This window comes from Carboxylicivirga sp. (assembly GCF_982718395.1).
Genome location: NZ_CEXQWX010000137.1, coordinates 1 through 16,297 on the forward strand (window position 1 = coordinate 1; position 16,297 = coordinate 16,297).

At 37.5% G+C, this 16,297-nt stretch carries 14 protein-coding genes; 7 read left to right on the top strand and 7 right to left on the bottom strand.

The window, feature by feature from the left end; genetic code table 11:
- The 5 genes from AC4MRQ_RS19620 to AC4MRQ_RS19640 form a co-directional block, all read left to right on the top strand.
- A partial coding sequence (locus tag AC4MRQ_RS19620; RefSeq protein ID WP_491199411.1) for a cobaltochelatase subunit CobN occupies positions 1-3,732 on the top strand: 3,732 nt, incomplete at its 5' end.
- A gap of 78 nt (positions 3,733-3,810) precedes the next feature.
- Positions 3,811-4,512, top strand: a complete 702-nt coding sequence (locus tag AC4MRQ_RS19625) for a hypothetical protein (protein ID WP_491199412.1) — start codon at positions 3,811-3,813, stop codon at positions 4,510-4,512.
- Between the two features lie 76 nt (positions 4,513-4,588).
- Positions 4,589-5,182, top strand: coding sequence for a MotA/TolQ/ExbB proton channel family protein (locus AC4MRQ_RS19630; RefSeq protein ID WP_491199413.1), 594 nt, complete (start codon positions 4,589-4,591; stop codon positions 5,180-5,182).
- 269 nt (positions 5,183-5,451) lie between these two features.
- Entirely contained in the window at positions 5,452-5,778 is a 327-nt protein-coding gene (locus AC4MRQ_RS19635; RefSeq protein WP_491199414.1) for a DUF2149 domain-containing protein, read from the top strand.
- A 252-nt stretch (positions 5,779-6,030) separates the two neighbouring features.
- Positions 6,031-7,497, top strand: coding sequence for a PP2C family protein-serine/threonine phosphatase (locus tag AC4MRQ_RS19640; protein ID WP_491199415.1), 1,467 nt, complete (start codon positions 6,031-6,033; stop codon positions 7,495-7,497).
- Positions 7,498-7,692: 195 nt separating this feature from the next.
- On the opposite strand, the gene AC4MRQ_RS19645 is transcribed toward AC4MRQ_RS19640, so the two are convergent.
- Together AC4MRQ_RS19645 and AC4MRQ_RS19650 are read right to left on the bottom strand one after the other, a co-directional pair.
- The gene (locus AC4MRQ_RS19645) at positions 7,693-8,145 is read right to left on the bottom strand and encodes a hypothetical protein (protein WP_491199416.1); all 453 of its coding nucleotides are present in this window, start codon (positions 8,143-8,145) and stop codon (positions 7,693-7,695) included.
- Between the two features lie 9 nt (positions 8,146-8,154).
- A complete protein-coding gene (locus tag AC4MRQ_RS19650; RefSeq protein WP_491199417.1) occupies positions 8,155-8,826 on the bottom strand; it encodes an inorganic diphosphatase in 672 nt (223 codons plus the stop codon).
- Between the two features lie 483 nt (positions 8,827-9,309).
- Here AC4MRQ_RS19650 and AC4MRQ_RS19655 point away from each other — a divergent pair, with 483 nt between their 5' ends.
- Positions 9,310-9,801: a hypothetical protein gene (locus AC4MRQ_RS19655; RefSeq protein ID WP_491199418.1), complete on the top strand. Its 492-nt coding sequence runs from the start codon at positions 9,310-9,312 to the stop codon at positions 9,799-9,801.
- A gap of 237 nt (positions 9,802-10,038) precedes the next feature.
- Positions 10,039-11,112 (top strand): adenylate/guanylate cyclase domain-containing protein, encoded by a 1,074-nt coding sequence (locus tag AC4MRQ_RS19660; protein WP_491199419.1) that lies wholly within the window; start codon positions 10,039-10,041, stop codon positions 11,110-11,112.
- A gap of 58 nt (positions 11,113-11,170) precedes the next feature.
- Here AC4MRQ_RS19660 and AC4MRQ_RS19665 read toward each other — a convergent pair whose 3' ends face one another.
- From AC4MRQ_RS19665 to AC4MRQ_RS19685, 5 genes are all read right to left on the bottom strand, one after another.
- On the bottom strand, positions 11,171-11,743 hold the full coding sequence (locus AC4MRQ_RS19665; RefSeq protein ID WP_491199420.1) for a hypothetical protein: 573 nt from the start codon (positions 11,741-11,743) through the stop codon (positions 11,171-11,173).
- Positions 11,744-11,912: 169 nt separating this feature from the next.
- Positions 11,913-12,305 (bottom strand): RDD family protein, encoded by a 393-nt coding sequence (locus AC4MRQ_RS19670; RefSeq protein WP_491199421.1) that lies wholly within the window; start codon positions 12,303-12,305, stop codon positions 11,913-11,915.
- Between the two features lie 608 nt (positions 12,306-12,913).
- Positions 12,914-13,429, bottom strand: a complete 516-nt coding sequence (locus AC4MRQ_RS19675) for a hypothetical protein (RefSeq protein ID WP_491199422.1) — start codon at positions 13,427-13,429, stop codon at positions 12,914-12,916.
- A gap of 202 nt (positions 13,430-13,631) precedes the next feature.
- A complete protein-coding gene (locus AC4MRQ_RS19680) occupies positions 13,632-14,627 on the bottom strand; it encodes a S41 family peptidase (protein WP_491199423.1) in 996 nt (331 codons plus the stop codon).
- Between the two features lie 601 nt (positions 14,628-15,228).
- Positions 15,229-16,297 (bottom strand): YncE family protein (locus AC4MRQ_RS19685; RefSeq protein WP_491199424.1); only part of this gene is annotated, 1,069 nt, incomplete at its 5' end.

Sequence of the window (16,297 nt, forward strand, 5' to 3'; positions counted from 1 at the left end):
GATGAGGATGTGGCCTTTGAGAAGGTTAGCGAATTTGAGGCCTACTGTCAAAAAGAAGGTTTTCATAAAGAAGGGCAGAAAAATGTACTCTTCTTCACCAGTATTCCCGGACCCTTTAATGCCAACCGCGACCATCTGAATAGTCTGATTCACGAACTGGAGAGTCGCCAGCTTAATGTCTATCCGGTGTCAGGATTCCGCGGGCGATTAAACTATATGAAAGAAATCAGCCCCGATATGATTGTTTACATGCCACACGGTCGCTTATCAATGGGCGGATCGGCTGTGTTGATAAATCAGTGGCTGAAAAAACAAAATATTCCGGTGCTTTGCCCGATAACTGTTCATCAACGTTACGAGGATTGGTTAACGGATAAAAACGGCATGATGGGTGGCCTTTTAAGTCAGAGCGTCACTATGCCGGAATTTGACGGAGGTATTGTACCTTATGCTGTGTTTGCCGAGTATGAAGATGCTAATGGCTTCCTGATATTTAAAGCCGTACCTAATCGTTTAAAGAATTTCGGGCAGATTGTTGAGAACTATCTTCAATTGCAGGATCAGAATAATGCCGACAAAAAAGTGGCCTTTGTCTATTTTAAAGGACCCGGAAAAAGCGCCCTGACCGCCGCCAATATGGAAGTGCTACCATCGTTGCACAACGTGTTACTGCGTATGCAAAAGGAAGGTTACAACTTGGGTGATCTGCCAAAGGATTATCCATCGTTTGAAAAGATTGTAATGAAAAAAGGGCCGGTGCTGGGCACCTATGCTGTTGGTGCTTTTGATAACTACCTGGCCACCGGTCAACCAGAGTTGGTTAATGTAAGCGACTATAATCAGTGGTGCAAAGAAGCGCTTCAACCCGAGATGATTGCTGATGTGGAAGAGCGCTATGGTAAAGCACCGGGTTCATATATGGCCGTTTATAAAGATGAGCAGGAATACATCGCCATAGCACGTGTGCAGTTTGGAAATGTGGCATTGCTGCCACAGCAAATGCCGGGTTTGGGTGATAATACATTTCAGTTGATTCACGGGGCGAAAGTAGCTCCACCGCATACTTATATTGCTCCATATCTATGGATACAGAAAGAATTTAAGGCTGATGTCGTCTTCCATTTTGGGACGCATGGCAGTTTAGAGTTTACACCGGGCAAGCAAATCGCATTATCGGATTACGACTGGACAGATCCTTTGATTGGTACCACACCGCACAACTACGTGTACACCATCAGTAACGTGGGTGAGGGCATGATTGCCAAGCGTCGCAGTTATGCGGCCCTGCAAACTTACCTGACACCACCGTTTATGTCAGCCAATGCCATGGAGTCGAAGCAAATACTGATGCAGAAAATGAATCAGTATACCTCCGCCAAAGGAGCTTTAAAACGTGAGTATGCTCTATCGGTTAAGAAAATGATTGTTGAGGAAGGCATGCACGATGAACTGGGGCTGGATAATACGGTATCGGAACCATACTCTGACGAAGAGATGGTGCGTATCCTTAATTTCCTGGAGGAGCTGTCGCATGAGAAAGTAACCGGCGGACTTTATACCATGGGAGAACCTTATACTAAGGCTAAGCTGGATGAAACAGTTCTGATGATGCATACCGATGAGCTGGCCTATCATCTGGCGGAAGTTGATGTGCAAAAAGAAGCTGTAACCCGCGAGCAATTGCGTAATCGGACTTGGTTCAGAAGTAATTATACCAATAGATCTGAGAGATTTGTTGCGGAGATAATTGAAACCGGTAATATGGAACCGGCCTTGAAAAGTCTTGTCGCAACCGCTGACCTGCATCGGGCTAAAGCCTGGAAAGCAGCAAAAGACAAGGCAGCCAAAGAAGCACAGGCCCGCCGCATGGCAGCAAAGAAAGCTAAGCAGGCAGCTAAAAAAGAAAAGGAAGAGAACAAAGTGGTACATTCGCATGCTTCGGCGAGTAAGAAAAAAGGACCAAAGCATGATCACGCAAAGGATAAGAAGACGGATGGCAATTCGGGAGCGACCCCAAAAGAAGAGCCGACCGATCCTAAAGAAGAAGCCTTTGCCATGGCGGTTTTGAATGTGGAAAGCACATTAAAGTCCATTGTTGCCAAAAAGAATGAGTTAGCAAACAGCCCGGATAAAGAAATGCGGGGAATCTTAAATGCCTTAAATGGTGGCTATACACCACCATCACCAGGAGGAGATCCGGTTGCTAACCCCGAGAGTGTACCAACAGGGCGCAACCTGACATCGGTTAATGCAGAACAAACACCAAGCAAAGAAGCCTGGAAAGTAGCTAAGAAACTGGGAGATGATTTGTTGGCCGATTACCAAAAGAAGCACGACAAGTACCCGGAGAAAATCAGTTTTACCTTGTGGGCTGGTAGTTTCATCGAATCGGAAGGAACTACCATTGCACAGATACTTTATATGCTAGGGGTAGAGCCGGTATGGACACCACGGGGTAAAATGAATGACCTGCGATTAATGCCGGAAGAGGAACTGGGACGTCCGCGTATTGATGTGGTGGTCCAAACGTCAGGACAGTTGCGCGATCTGGCAGCTTCGCGCCTGATTATTATTAACCGGGCTATTGCCATGGCTGCTGAAGCTGGACAAGATAAAGGGCAAAACTTTGTTTTGAAAGGAATGGCAGATGCAGAGAAGCTGCTGATCAAAAAAGGTTTTTCTCCCAAAGAGGCACGTGCTTATGCCGGACAACGGGTGTTTGGAGGAGTCAACGGTAACTACGGTGCTGCCATAATGGGTATGGTCGAGAGCAGCGATCGCTGGGACAGCACTAAAACAGTTGCACAAACCTATATTAATAATATGGGTGCTGTGTATGGCAGTGACGAAGCCTGGGGTGATTTTAATAAAGGCGTATTTGAAGCGGCCCTGCTGAACACCGAAGCTGTGGTGCAGCCTCGCCAGAGTAATACCTGGGGTGCTTTAAGCCTCGACCATGTGTATGAATTCATGGGAGGACTGAACCTGGCAGTGAAAGAAGTAACTGGTAACGATGCAGAGTCTTACTTTAATGATTTCCGTAATTCGTCCAACCCGCGTGTGCAGGGATTAAAAGAAGCAATAGGAGTGGAGAGCCGTACCACTTTATTAAACGAGTGCTACATTAAAGAGTACATGAAAGGAGGTGCCTCATCAGCAGCTTCCTTTGCCGAAACTTTCCGCAATACCTTTGGCTGGAATGTGATGAAACCATCAGTGGTGGAAGAACGCCTGTGGAGCGACCTGTATGATGTATATGTAGAGGATAAGCTCAACCTGCAGGTTCATGATTTCTTTGAGAAAGAAAACCCGTATGCTTTACAGGAAATGACTGCTGTAATGCTGGAAACAGTGCGTAAAGGAATGTGGAAAGCAACACCGGAACAGGTTAAAGCCATGACACAGTTGCATGCCGAACTGGTTAAAAAGCATGAGGCAGGATGTAGTGGCTTTGTGTGTGACAATACCAAGTTACGTGCCTTTATCAACGAGCAATTATCGGCTGAGATGCAGCAGGCCTACATGAAAGAGATAGACAATGTTCGTGAAGCAAGAAAAGAAGCAACGGAAGACAAAGTAGTATTGAAGAAGGATGAAAAAGTTCTGCCAAAGCAGGAAACGGATCTAACCATGCATATCGATATCAAAACGGTGGGTGGTATAGCCTTAATCGTATTAGTACTAATCATCGTATTTATTCGTCGTCGCAGAGGAAAGGCTCCTGTAAATTAATTTAAATAAATGCCCGATGCCTGGTGTTCAATACTAAGAGCACCAGGCACTGAGTACTAAGAACTCAGAACTAATTTCATGCAAACACTGGTAGTTATATTATTTGTACTGGCTATAGCATCATTCGCTATTCAATTACAATTATTTCGTAAGCCCTGGCTGCTTTGGAGTTGGTTAGTGGCCGTTACTTTGTTTATCTACCTGATGCACCATTGGGCTATTGAACAAAGCTATAAGAGCTTTAGAGCTACACTGTCAAATGCCGGCTTAATGACAGATTTCACCGTACTTCAGATTATAGAGGCCTTGAGTGGTCTGCTTATCAGTATTTTTATGATACGCTGGCATTATAACGAGCCGGTGAAAAAGTTTCTCAGGTATGCCATTTATCTGCCCGGTATCATCATCTTTCCTGCGCTGTTTTATCTCGAAAGCCTGGTCTTTTTGCAGTTACATAGTATTGACTTTCAATTACTGGCTGGCATCATTGCATTCGCGGCTGTAGTACTTATCTATTTGCTTGGTTGGGGATTCAGAATGCTTATACCTGAGTTTGACCTGCAGTTGGAGATGAAATTTATCCTTCACCTGTTACAGTTAATAGGAGGCATTATATTGTCAGTGATTATGCTCCGCCTGCCGGTTAACCAGGCACCCGATAGTAGCCTTGCTTACGACGGTTTACTAATAATAGTAGTTACTGTGGTTACCGGAATAATAGCCGGTACGTTTTGGTATCGGATTAGGCTAAAACGAATCCAAAAGCAGTTGGGTCATTAAGATTGATTTTATCGAATCACTTTCCCAAAGCAACCCCAAATCGACAAACAAATAAACGAATCAACATATTTATAAAATGGACGAAATAACTAAAATCTTATACTGGATATCAACCGGACTATTAATACCGGTAATAGTATTGTTGCTCTTATTTTTTGGACGAGCACTAATACTGATTGGTACCTTTTACAGCATGTATATCCACAAACTGAAATTCAACAAACAAATGCGTTCGGTATTTGATGGATTGAATCATGATAACGTGCGTGAGGAGCTGGAACGCGCACCGGCATCGGACAAGCTAATCAGTGCCATTTATTTAAAGAAATTATTGAAAAGCATACCCGAAGAGGTGTATTTCGATAAAACACTAAACGATTTTGAGATCCAATGCCAAAAAGAGTTGGCAGGTAGTCAAACTCTGGCTAAGCTCGGGCCTATCCTTGGTTTAATGGGTACTTTAATTCCCATGGGACCGGCACTGGTCGGATTGGCATCGGGCGATATCGCTTCCATGGCCAGTAATATGCAGGTGGCTTTTGCAACTACGGTTATCGGCTTATTGATTGGAGCAGTTGGTTTTATTGTACTTCAGATCAAGCGCCGCTGGTTTGCTGCCGATATTAATAATCTGGAGTTTGTGGTGGAATTGTTGAAGAAGAGAAAGTAGAGTTTAGAGTTCTGTGTTTAGTGTTTAGTGTTCAGTGTTCAGTGTTTAGGGTTGAGGAGTTTGGGAGTGTACATTCACCTGATGACTATAAGCATCTTGTAAATGTCATCCGATGAATAGAAATACTAACTAAGTTGCCCGCCACTGATTGCAATACTCAATTAGAACCTATTGATTAATCTAGCTGGTAGCTAGCCGCCATCAGCTAATTTTATTAACCAGGCTGAACATCGCTATCAGCAAGTAGCCGTCAGCTAAAAAACAAAAACATGCGTCGTTCAAAACGTTTTTTACAAGAAGAAGATATTGATCCAATGGCAACCGTATCCAACCTGTTTGATGTGGCCATGGTATTTGCCCTGGCATTGATGGTGGCTTTGGTAGCTAGGTATAAAATGACAGAGATGTTCTCAAAAGATGATTTTACCATGGTGAAAAATCCGGGGCAGGAAAACATGGAAATCATTACCAAGAAAGGGGAGAAGATAGATACCTACAAAGCCTCGGATGAAAGTTCATCGTCCGGTAATAAAGGCAAGCGGGTAGGTGTGGCTTATCAACTGGAGAATGGAGAGATTATTTATATACCGGAATAGATTGTAGTTAGTGGTGAGTTCAAAGTTTTGGGTTCAGAGTTCCAGTGTTACACATTCACCTGATGACTATAGGCATCTTGTAAGTGTCATCTGGTGAATAAAGTGTATTGTACGCTTAGTATATGCTTCAGAATTAAGATCTGATATTTTCTATGTCGCCATACGAGCCAAGATGAGAAACAATTAAGCGACTTTCCTCGTTATAAATGCCATAGAAAAATTCATACCTTATCACACACATTATACATAAGCATGCAAAATAGAACTCAACTGTCCTTATATACCTTTCTGGGTGTAGGGTTAATCGTATTTGTATTTGGATATATAGGAATCAATATTTCGATCAACTACTTTCAGAAGCACTACGTAAAATTACAGATTGATGTCAATAAACGTCAGGCAGAACGTATGGCTTTAATTCTTGAAAAAGAAATAAACAGGGGAGTGGCAATCGATTCTATCATTGATAATTTTCAGGCATCAATAACCGGAACGGAGCACGATAAAGGATTCTTATGCATATATGATACAAAAAAAATGCAGTTGATTAGTCATCCAAACCCAAAGACGGTCGGTATGACTTTTACAGAAGACTTTGTTTTTAAGAATATCGATACTAATAAGGAGCGTTATATTGGAGATATTTATGGTTTGAGTGAACCAGCCGGAGGCATTTTTATACAAGGTAAAATGAGAACGGACATCATATATACTGTTCCCATAAAAGGTGCAGATTGGTATGTAAATGCACATGAAAACATTAATGCTATCTCATCAGAACTTAAGACGTTAAGAGATAAATATACCATTGGCTCCCTTATTATTGGATTGATAATTGCCATCTCTGCATCTATTATTGCACGGCGAATTAGCAGGAGACATGAAAACTTAATTGAGCAAAAGAATATAGAGATTACAAATCAAAGGGATGAGATTGCCATTAAAAATCAGGAAATTACCGACAGCATCAGTTATGCTCAGAAAATTCAAAATGCGGTTCTCCCTGATAAGTCCATTATAGATAACTGTTTGTCTGAAAACTTTATTTTCTATTTACCCAAGGATATTGTTAGTGGAGATTTTTATTGGTTTGCAAAGCTTGATAATAAGATTGTGATTGTTGCTGCTGATTGTACCGGTCATGGAGTGCCCGGCGCATTGATGAGTATGTTAAGCATAAGTTTGTTAAATGAATTGGTTAGTCGAAACAAGATTAGTAAAGCCAGTGATATTCTCGATGAATTAAGAAAGGAGTTGAAAATTGCTTTAGGGCAAACGGGAGATAATTACGAATTTCAGGATGGAATTGATATGGCCATTTGTATTATTGATGAAGATAAAACAAAAGTTCAGTATGCCGGGGCATACAATCCGCTTTATATTGTTAGGAAAGAAGATGGTGAACAATTCGAATTGAGAGAGTATAATGCTGATCGAATGCCCATTGGAGTTCACCCCAAAGATCAAATCTCTTTTTCCAATCAGGAAATTGATCTTAAAACAGATGATTGTCTTTATATATTTTCAGATGGACTTATTTCTCAGTTTGGTGGAGAAACCGGGGGGAAATATAAATCGAAAAGATTAAAAGAGCTATTACTTTCTGTTCAGAATAATTCAATGGTTGATCAAAAAGAACTGGTTATTGAAGAATATAATCGATGGAAAGGTAATAATGAACAAGTTGATGATATACTATTAATTGGACTTAAAGTATAGCTGAGTTTTATTTAGTCGTAATTCACGTATTAACAGGAGTTTTAAAGACTTAAGAGTTGAAAGGTTGATGAGTTTAAAGTTTAATCAGCAGACAATTTATCACCAATCACTGGTTTGCAAAGGTCAACTCACCTGATGACTATTAGCACCATCTAAATGTCATCTGGTGAGTAAAGTATATAAACATTGGATATACTAGCAAATATCTGACACTTCAATATCCTGGTTATTAAAGTGGATTTTATCACCAACGGTAGCGCCTTTCAGGGCCTGACCAATGGGTGACGCCATTGATAATGCGAAATAGCCGGATTGGTTAATCAATATTTTACCCAAAGCGACTGACATAAAATAGTTGCCTTTATTGGTCATTACCAGGCTTCCAAATTCAACCTTATCATATGATTTGTTGAGGTTGACCTGCGACAAATCTTTCTTTATCTGAAGCTGCTTATTAAGCTGAAGCTGCTTGTTGTTAAGCTCTATCTGCATCATCTCCCGCCCGGTTTCAAATTTATCACCGGCACTGCTTTTGGTATCGTTTTTCATCGAGTCAGAGATATCAGCAATGCTTGCTCTTATAGCCTCTATTTTACTATCAATACTACGATTAAGCTCAGCGAGTAATTGTTCTTTAATGTCGGACATACCTTTGGCTTATAATTGATTAGTAAGTGAAATGTATAGCTTTTCAGTATCACCAAAAAGTTCATCAGCCCCTGCATCAAGCAAAACCTGATCCGAAAGCTTACCCGTATTAACCGCAATGGTATATATACCCGCCGCTTTAGCCGATTCAACACCCATTGGCGCATTCTCTACAACAATACATTCTTCCTTCTTGAATCCGCTTCGTTCCCAGGCAATCAGATAAGGTTCGGGGTGTGGTTTCCCTTGTTTGACATCAGCACCACTCACCAGGTGCTCAGCATCGATATTAAAATGTCCATTCAACTTTTCAACAAGTGCCGGTTGACGCGAACCGGTTACCACATATACATCAATACCACTCTGTCGAAGTTCATCAAGTAGTTGTTGCATTCTGGGCAATATTGGCGCCTGTGGACGCTCACTCATCAGTTTTGTTTTCAAGGCATAAACCGCTTCCTCTTCTTCACGACTGGGCAGCCTGTTCAGGTATTTTTCAAAGGCTATGCGAATGGTTGAAAAACCGGTCCGCCCTTCATTCATATAGGCTTCTTCCGGTGAAAAATCAATACCGTATTCCTTTAAGCTATGAATCCAGGTGTATTCATGGTTAGGCATGGAATCGTATAGTACACCGTCCATATCGAAAAAAACGGCTTTTATCTTGTTGCGAATTGTCATCAGTGATTGTTTTCAGCGAAAATAGTGTATTTCAATTTGTAATAAAATTGAGGGACTGTAATAGGAATTAGAGATGAAAGGGAATTGATTTTGATTATACACCGATGTTACAAACTTCATTGAGCTACCGGGGAACTATAAAACTTGTTTCTCAATCTGTAAGTTAAATCATTTATCATTTCTAAATCAGGCTTATCAGGTAATGTTGAATTGGCGAAAGCAGCTTCCATTTTATTTTTATAAGTTGCTGCCTTACAAACTTATATATTTTTAGTATTAAAGTTGCAAAACGTATTTTGTATGAATGAAGTTCTGCGATAACCTGCGCAATCAGCGGGAAAAGAAACAACTTGAAGATCTTTTAAAACGTTTCCGTAAAAAGGTAACGTTTTCGGTAGCGTTACCATTCATTTTCTTGCTATTAAAGCTTTTATGATACCATAAGCCATTCTAGCTTTATTGTATTAAATAAAATTAATCGAGATGGATTCAGGAAAAATAAAAATTACAAACCTGGTTGCTACAAGCGGAAAAGAATATGGTATTAATGAATTGTTACCCAATGGGAAGCAATACATGGACAGGGATTATACATTTAATTATATTCCCGATGAATTAAAAGGATGCACACACATACTGACTTGCGGTAATGATAAACTGACAGACGAAAAAGATTTATGTCTTTCTTTTACGGTTGATGCGCCTGTGGAAGTTAATATTCTTTTTGCAGATAAATTTCCAACAATTCCAATATGGTTGAACGACTTTGAAAGAGTCAGGTTGAATGTTACCAGAAGTGATTCAGATCCCTCGAATCTAAGAGGCTATTTTAGTATTTACCGTAAGAGATACCCGAAAGGAGAAATACAATTATTTGGTTGTTCACCATCTTACTTTCTGAAAAAGGATTGGTTTGTAGAATCTTTAGGTTTTACCTACTGTATGTATACCATAGCTTTAAAAAGAATAGAGTAGGTATAGGGCTAATCCTTGCCCGCCGAAGTTTTAAACTTGGGTGGGCAAGGGGAGAACCTTCATTGAGTCAAATCTGTGCATACTCAATATTTAGCTAAATTAAGCTGTTTTTGAGGATGAATTAAAACGTTCAAGGTAAACAGATCTTTTACAGGAGACTCATAATCGAATCTCAATATGTGCATGAGCGCAAAATAGTTTTTATATTGAAGCGCATAAATAATAATATCAATAAGCATGAGATTCAATTTAAAGGAATGGCTTTTTATCGTTTCTGCATTTATCATCTTCTTTTATTTGTATTCTCTTTACTCTTATTTTGGCATACAGGATTTTATTAAAGAAGGTGTTCTTCACGATTATTTTGATACCAATGCCTGGCATCTTGAGATTATTCTGACAGGCATTTTATTTGGTACACTTTTCATCCTGATCAATCGTTTGACAGAAACGAAGGTTATTCGAAAAAGGAGTTTTGGCTTTAATATACTATTAAAAAGTGCCTTATATATTTTGGCCCTTTCGATTATCGGTGTAAGCTTATATAAATTCTTTTCTCTGTTGAGATTAATCAACCCAGAGATGCAGGAAAACCTGAAAAATTTCCCCTCATTCAGTCTTATATCATCTTTCCTGGCTTATTGGCTGATGTTTGTCCTTTTAACCAACTTCATCATTTCCATAAGTAACAAGTTTGGACCAAGAACAATGGTCGAACTATTGATTGGGAAGTATTACCATCCCCGAAATGAAGAATTAGTTTTTCTGTTCCTCGATCTTAAAGATTCAACCAGAATTGCAGAAAAGCTTGGTAACAATGCTTATAGCCGGTTTATTAAAGAGAGTGTCCATGAACTTACACCTGTTATCCTTAAGCATAAAGCAAGGATATACCAATATGTGGGAGACGAAGTAGTTCTGTATTGGAAATTGAAAGATGGGTTTAAACACCTCAATTGTATTAATACCTATTTTGAATTCAATAAGATTCTAAAACAACGAGAAGGGTCTTTTCTATCAAAATATGGAGAAGTTCCCAGGTATAAAGCTGGTATGGATGCCGGCCTTGTAACGCTTACGGAAATAGGTGATGTAAAACGGGAAATCGCATTTCATGGAGATGTATTAAATACGGCTGCCCGCCTTGAAGCTAAGTGTAATGATTTTAATGAGCAGTTAATTGTTTCAGAGCATATACTTGACCAAATGGATGCGGACCACAAGTATCAATGTAAGTTCTTAAGTGATATTCCGCTAAGAGGTAAAGTAAAAAATCTGAAATTTTATTCAGTTAATGAAAAACAGAACTAAGCATACAAAAACTCCACTTTATAGCATCAGCAAATGTATTATGCCAGCTTTAGCTTATTTAATTAGAATTAGCTGACAGTGTCGCTGTTTGATACAGTTCGATTGCCTTTAAGTAGTCTTCGGCCCCTTCCTGAGTCATATCAAATATAAACCCGGATAACTCCTCATGGTTACGGTTAATCCAGTTAACCAGCGAATCTCTTCTCGCAATCCATACATCAAAATCCACGTTGAGGTACTCCACGTTCTCAATCTTAGTAATATTATTGTCTGTAAAGTAAAAACGGTGCCGTGTAATCAATGGGCTATTATCCAGAAATTCAAAGCGTTTTGACGTAACTGATTGCGTAACATTTATTGTAGAATCAGTTATTGGACCTAACTCCAGAACGCTATATTCCGGTTTAAAAACTGAATCCCATTTGTAATACACTTCAAATTCTTGTTTCGAATATTTCATTTTATATTCCTCAATATCAGCTATTATTATTGAGTCACTTAGTAGTTCTGCAATGCTTTCAAATCCGTCGTTATAATAGCCATCAATAAACTCTTCGTATATCAATTTATTATCCGCCTGATTGCATGAAATAAGCAGGCCAAGAATAAGTGGTAATATTAATTTTCTCATGGTTTTATTAGTTATTTATTGGGAGAAAAGATCGGCTTAAGCGATTTTCAATTTGTGCGTTAGAGTTGACTTGTTAAACTCCCCATTGGTTAATGTGTTTATTCCAACGAGGCCAATCTTGCTGTAGTTGTGCTATTAATTTTTTACCTCCAAAAGCAATTGTATTGAATTAGATCTTTATAACAACGGAACTAACTATCGAATCATGAATTGATTTATTTTTGCTATTGCCTGTTATTGTCAATAAAGAAATCCATCCAAGAAAAACCTTGATAATGAATCTTAGAATTGCAGCTGGAAAAATTATCTTTTTTGTGTGGTCTTTTTCTTTCTTTACTCTTAATCCTATCGACAAATGACCAATTGTTCCGCCAAATGTACTTGTGAAAATAGGATCATATAATAAGAAGATTAGAATAAAAGCAATTCCTCGCATAAAGTCTGGAGCGTCTTCAAATTTATTAAATGTAATGGCAGTAATAAGTCCAAATACCATAATAACTACTGAGTCTATAGTTAGTGCTTTTACTCTATCTATTAGAGTTCCATAATTGATTTCCATTGATTGATCCTTTATTTATTGTTTATGAAGGACTTTGATTTATATAGCATAACTCTTAAAGTTCACAAACACTTCTGCTGTACGAGTCCTCTTGCACGGTTTATTGTTTATCATGCTAAAAGGGTTAGGGACAGCGTAATCAAGTCTGTGCTAAATTGCTTATAACCTCATAAAGTCAAAGTGGTTATTCCTGTTTACCTATTTCATTTATCCTGTTAACCAAGTCCGAAGTATTATTTTTCCAGGTCTTTTCTAGATACTTATACAGTGAATAGCAAGTTAAAATACCAAAAGGGAGCATTAATAAACCGAATAAGATTTCGTTAAAAGTATCAAAAAATCCAGGTTTAATTATTTCCAAAATTATTCCTGTTACAATACTAAATAGATAAATTCCACAATAGTAAGATACAATTCCTAAAATTGTATATCCCCACCGACTTTTGTTGTAACGTTCTGCTAATGTGTAAAAAAATTTACCAATCTAATACAGTAATAATAATCCTAACATATTCTTATTTGTTTTTAGTGATATCTTATAGGTTTCTCAAATAACTATTTAATCTTGAAATAATTTTAGTAGGCTAAAGCCCTTGAACTTACTACTATTATGCCTTTTTTGTATATACATTATTGTGTATCGTTTTTATATTTAGAATTTCTGCATGAGCTTTTCTGGCCGCTTTATTAAAATCATATTGTTTTTGCCTTATTGGTTCAATATTTCCCTGTCGCTTATCTAAGATTTCAGTTAAACCTGTTAGAATCTCATGAAGTGTATCAATAACCTCTTTCCTATTATTTTCAGCAAACTGAACATAGTTTCTAATTTCCCATTCATTAATTGTTATCTCTTTATGATATTTCGAGATCATATTATTGATATCACGTTGCTCTTTCTCTGTAGCTTTTTGTAAATCAAATAATGCACAAATAAATAATGAGATATTCGTATTTAATTCATATGCAGTATCAATAAATCGTTTCGACCAATGAATTTGCCACTCTTTCTCCTTTAGAAAGTCAATTTTATTTTTCTCTAATTTTCTATTGATTAGAATTCCAAAAATCAATACAGTGATTGGGGTTAAAAAGGAAACTATTACTTTAACTTCTTCAATCATAGTTCGAATATATTAATCTCATGTTCAAATATCAGATATTGGTTACTTTCTACAGGTCAAATATAACAACGGTTGGCAATAAGAAACGTAAGGTATTTCAAAGAACCCACGTCTCAAGTTACCAAGCGGTATATTAGAATCTATGTCTTTAAATTTTAGCACTTTCTGCCTTATGTTTTTTATTGAGTGTTGTAGTGCGTAATTATTTATTCAAGTGTTCAATTGCTTTTTCTAATTGTTTGTCTCTTCTGTTTTGAATATCTTCTTTTGTCTGTGAGATAAGTATATCAGGAAGTATTCCTACCCACTCATAATGTTTTCCATCATACCTCATTTCGCACCTTGTTGGGAACCTTAGGTTAATATTACTATACTTCAACTCAAATCTTTCAGGAACTCCGCTGCCACCACCAGTTGTAGCTCCAATTAAAGTAATATGAGATACTTTTTTACAAAGATTAGCAAAGCTTTCTGCAGAGCTAAAACTTGCACCATTAATTAATACGACTATTGGTTTTGTATATTGGAAAACACCTTCTGGAGAGTAGGTTTCTTGCGAGTAAAAGTCACCGCCTTTCTTTGTCCATACTGTTCCTTGAAGAGGCTCTGATATGAGTCTTTTAATGATATAATAAGATGAAATGTTATTTCCACCTCCATTATTTCTTATGTCTAGAATAATGCCTTTTGTATCTTTAAAGTAGTTCAGTATTAAATCAAAATTTTTATACTCATTAATATTGCCCGAAAAGCTTGAGTAATACAAATATCCAATATTATCAGGTAGGATTTCATACTTAAAAAGTTCACTGAAATTTTTGAAATCTTTTGACAAATAGTCTTTGACTAATTCAATATTAAAAGACTCAATATCTTTTTCTCTGCGAGGAATTTTAAATCCATATATTGGTAAACCATTTTCAGAATATACATTTGCGTGTCCGTCTTTCAATTGCGTAAGAAAGTTAACGTATATATTTTCCAGCTCACTTTCAGTTGCATTTTCTATTAATGGCTCAAATTCTATCTGAAGTTTTCCCAAGTCAATATTCTTATATTCAGTAAATGGGTAATATTCCTGAATGGAGTTCAAGATGTAATTAAATTCGTCAATTTTGTTTTCGATCGGTTCTTCAGACTTTTTGCATCCGTTTACAAAGAAAAACAGAAAAACTATTAAATAATAAATTGGTTTCATTATCATCTTGGTTTTATTCGCTGCAACGTTATTGTAAAATCATTGTATTTATTTCTGCCTTATCTCTTTTAAAAGCGTACTTTTTATTATGTCATTTATAAATCGTTATATTCTTAATCTTCAACTATGATGTATCGTTACATGTTATATAATTTTATTTTGCTGTACCAATCCTATTAATAATCCCTACCTCATCTGTTAGATACAGTATACCAACAGATACTCTGCATAGCCTAATACTGGGTAAGTTGACTCTATTTCCGATTAGTGAATACTAAATTAGAATTTCTACATTAATATGCACGCTTATGTTGATAAAACTTTAATTTTTGTTGATAAACGTATAGTAGTAGGAGAGGAGTCGTAATAATACAAATTACTTTGACTTATTAACTCAGGTTATTTGCGCCTATGCACGCAAGCTGTTTATGCTTATGCGCGCAAGTTGTTTGCGCTTACTAGCGCAGATAGTTCGCGTCGGTGCACGCGAGTAATGGTGGATCACTTAAAAAAGTAAACAGCTCCAATATTACTGGAATATTGGAGCTGTAGATATTATACACTCTATACAAAGAGTTGGTGCGATTAGATAAATCTCGGCTTATTCAATTTCTATACGTTCAATAGCATAGTTGTCTTGATCAGGTTCTGTTTTACTTATGGAAATAATCTCACCATTTGAATAAAAAAGAAACTTGGGATACCCCTTTGTTAATATTTCATCATTACGTGTTAATTCGGGGTAATTAATAATCTGCAGTGAAGTTTTGTTCGAGGTTCCTGCGTATATGGTATTACCATCCTGGCTAAATGCAAAATCTGAGAAATACATGCTGCCTCTATCTACCATTCCTTTATAAATCATTGAACTGGTTGCACTGTATATGGCTCCCACATTTCCGGTTATAACAAATTCTCCATTACTTGATATTCTAAAAATTTTTGGATCAAGAGGATAGGCTCCATGATATCGATCATCTTTGTGCAAAAGTATTTTTCCTGTGTTATCCATTTGCAGATACTCCATATCTTCAGGTTTGACACCATTTGATATCGTGATGATTTTATCTGTATCAGGAATAAACCGAATATAATCACCTCCATGATCTCCATTACCACTGATGTTTACACCTGTACTTCTTGAATAGGTTCTGATTGGTTTATCTCGCCAGAAAGGTTCATTTATAGATGCAACCAGGTAACCATTACCATTTGTTGCCACACATTTGTTAGCGAAACCTGTATTGATTGATGTAACCAAATTTAAAGTGCCTGCATTATAAATTTTAATAAAACCACTATTGTTTGGAACATAAATTTCTAAGCCATATCCATTATCACCAATATCGATCTTACCAACTGTTTCACCTAAACTAACGCTATTAAGTACTGTTTGGGTATGATAATTAATTGATATAAGTTTTTGAGATACACTATCTACAACGTAAACAATTGGTTCTACAGGATGGTGCACAGCATCCGTGATTGAGTAATAATAAATTTTGCCTGCAGGCTCGGTAACTTGAATTTTATTACTGTTTCGTGTTTGTTCCTCTGTATTCGAAACCCTTATGTAATAGTAAACTTCACTGGTAAGCGGAGGTAACTCATCGATGTAACTAACCTCATTAACATCGCTAAATGAAGCAATAATCTGTCCTTCGGTATCT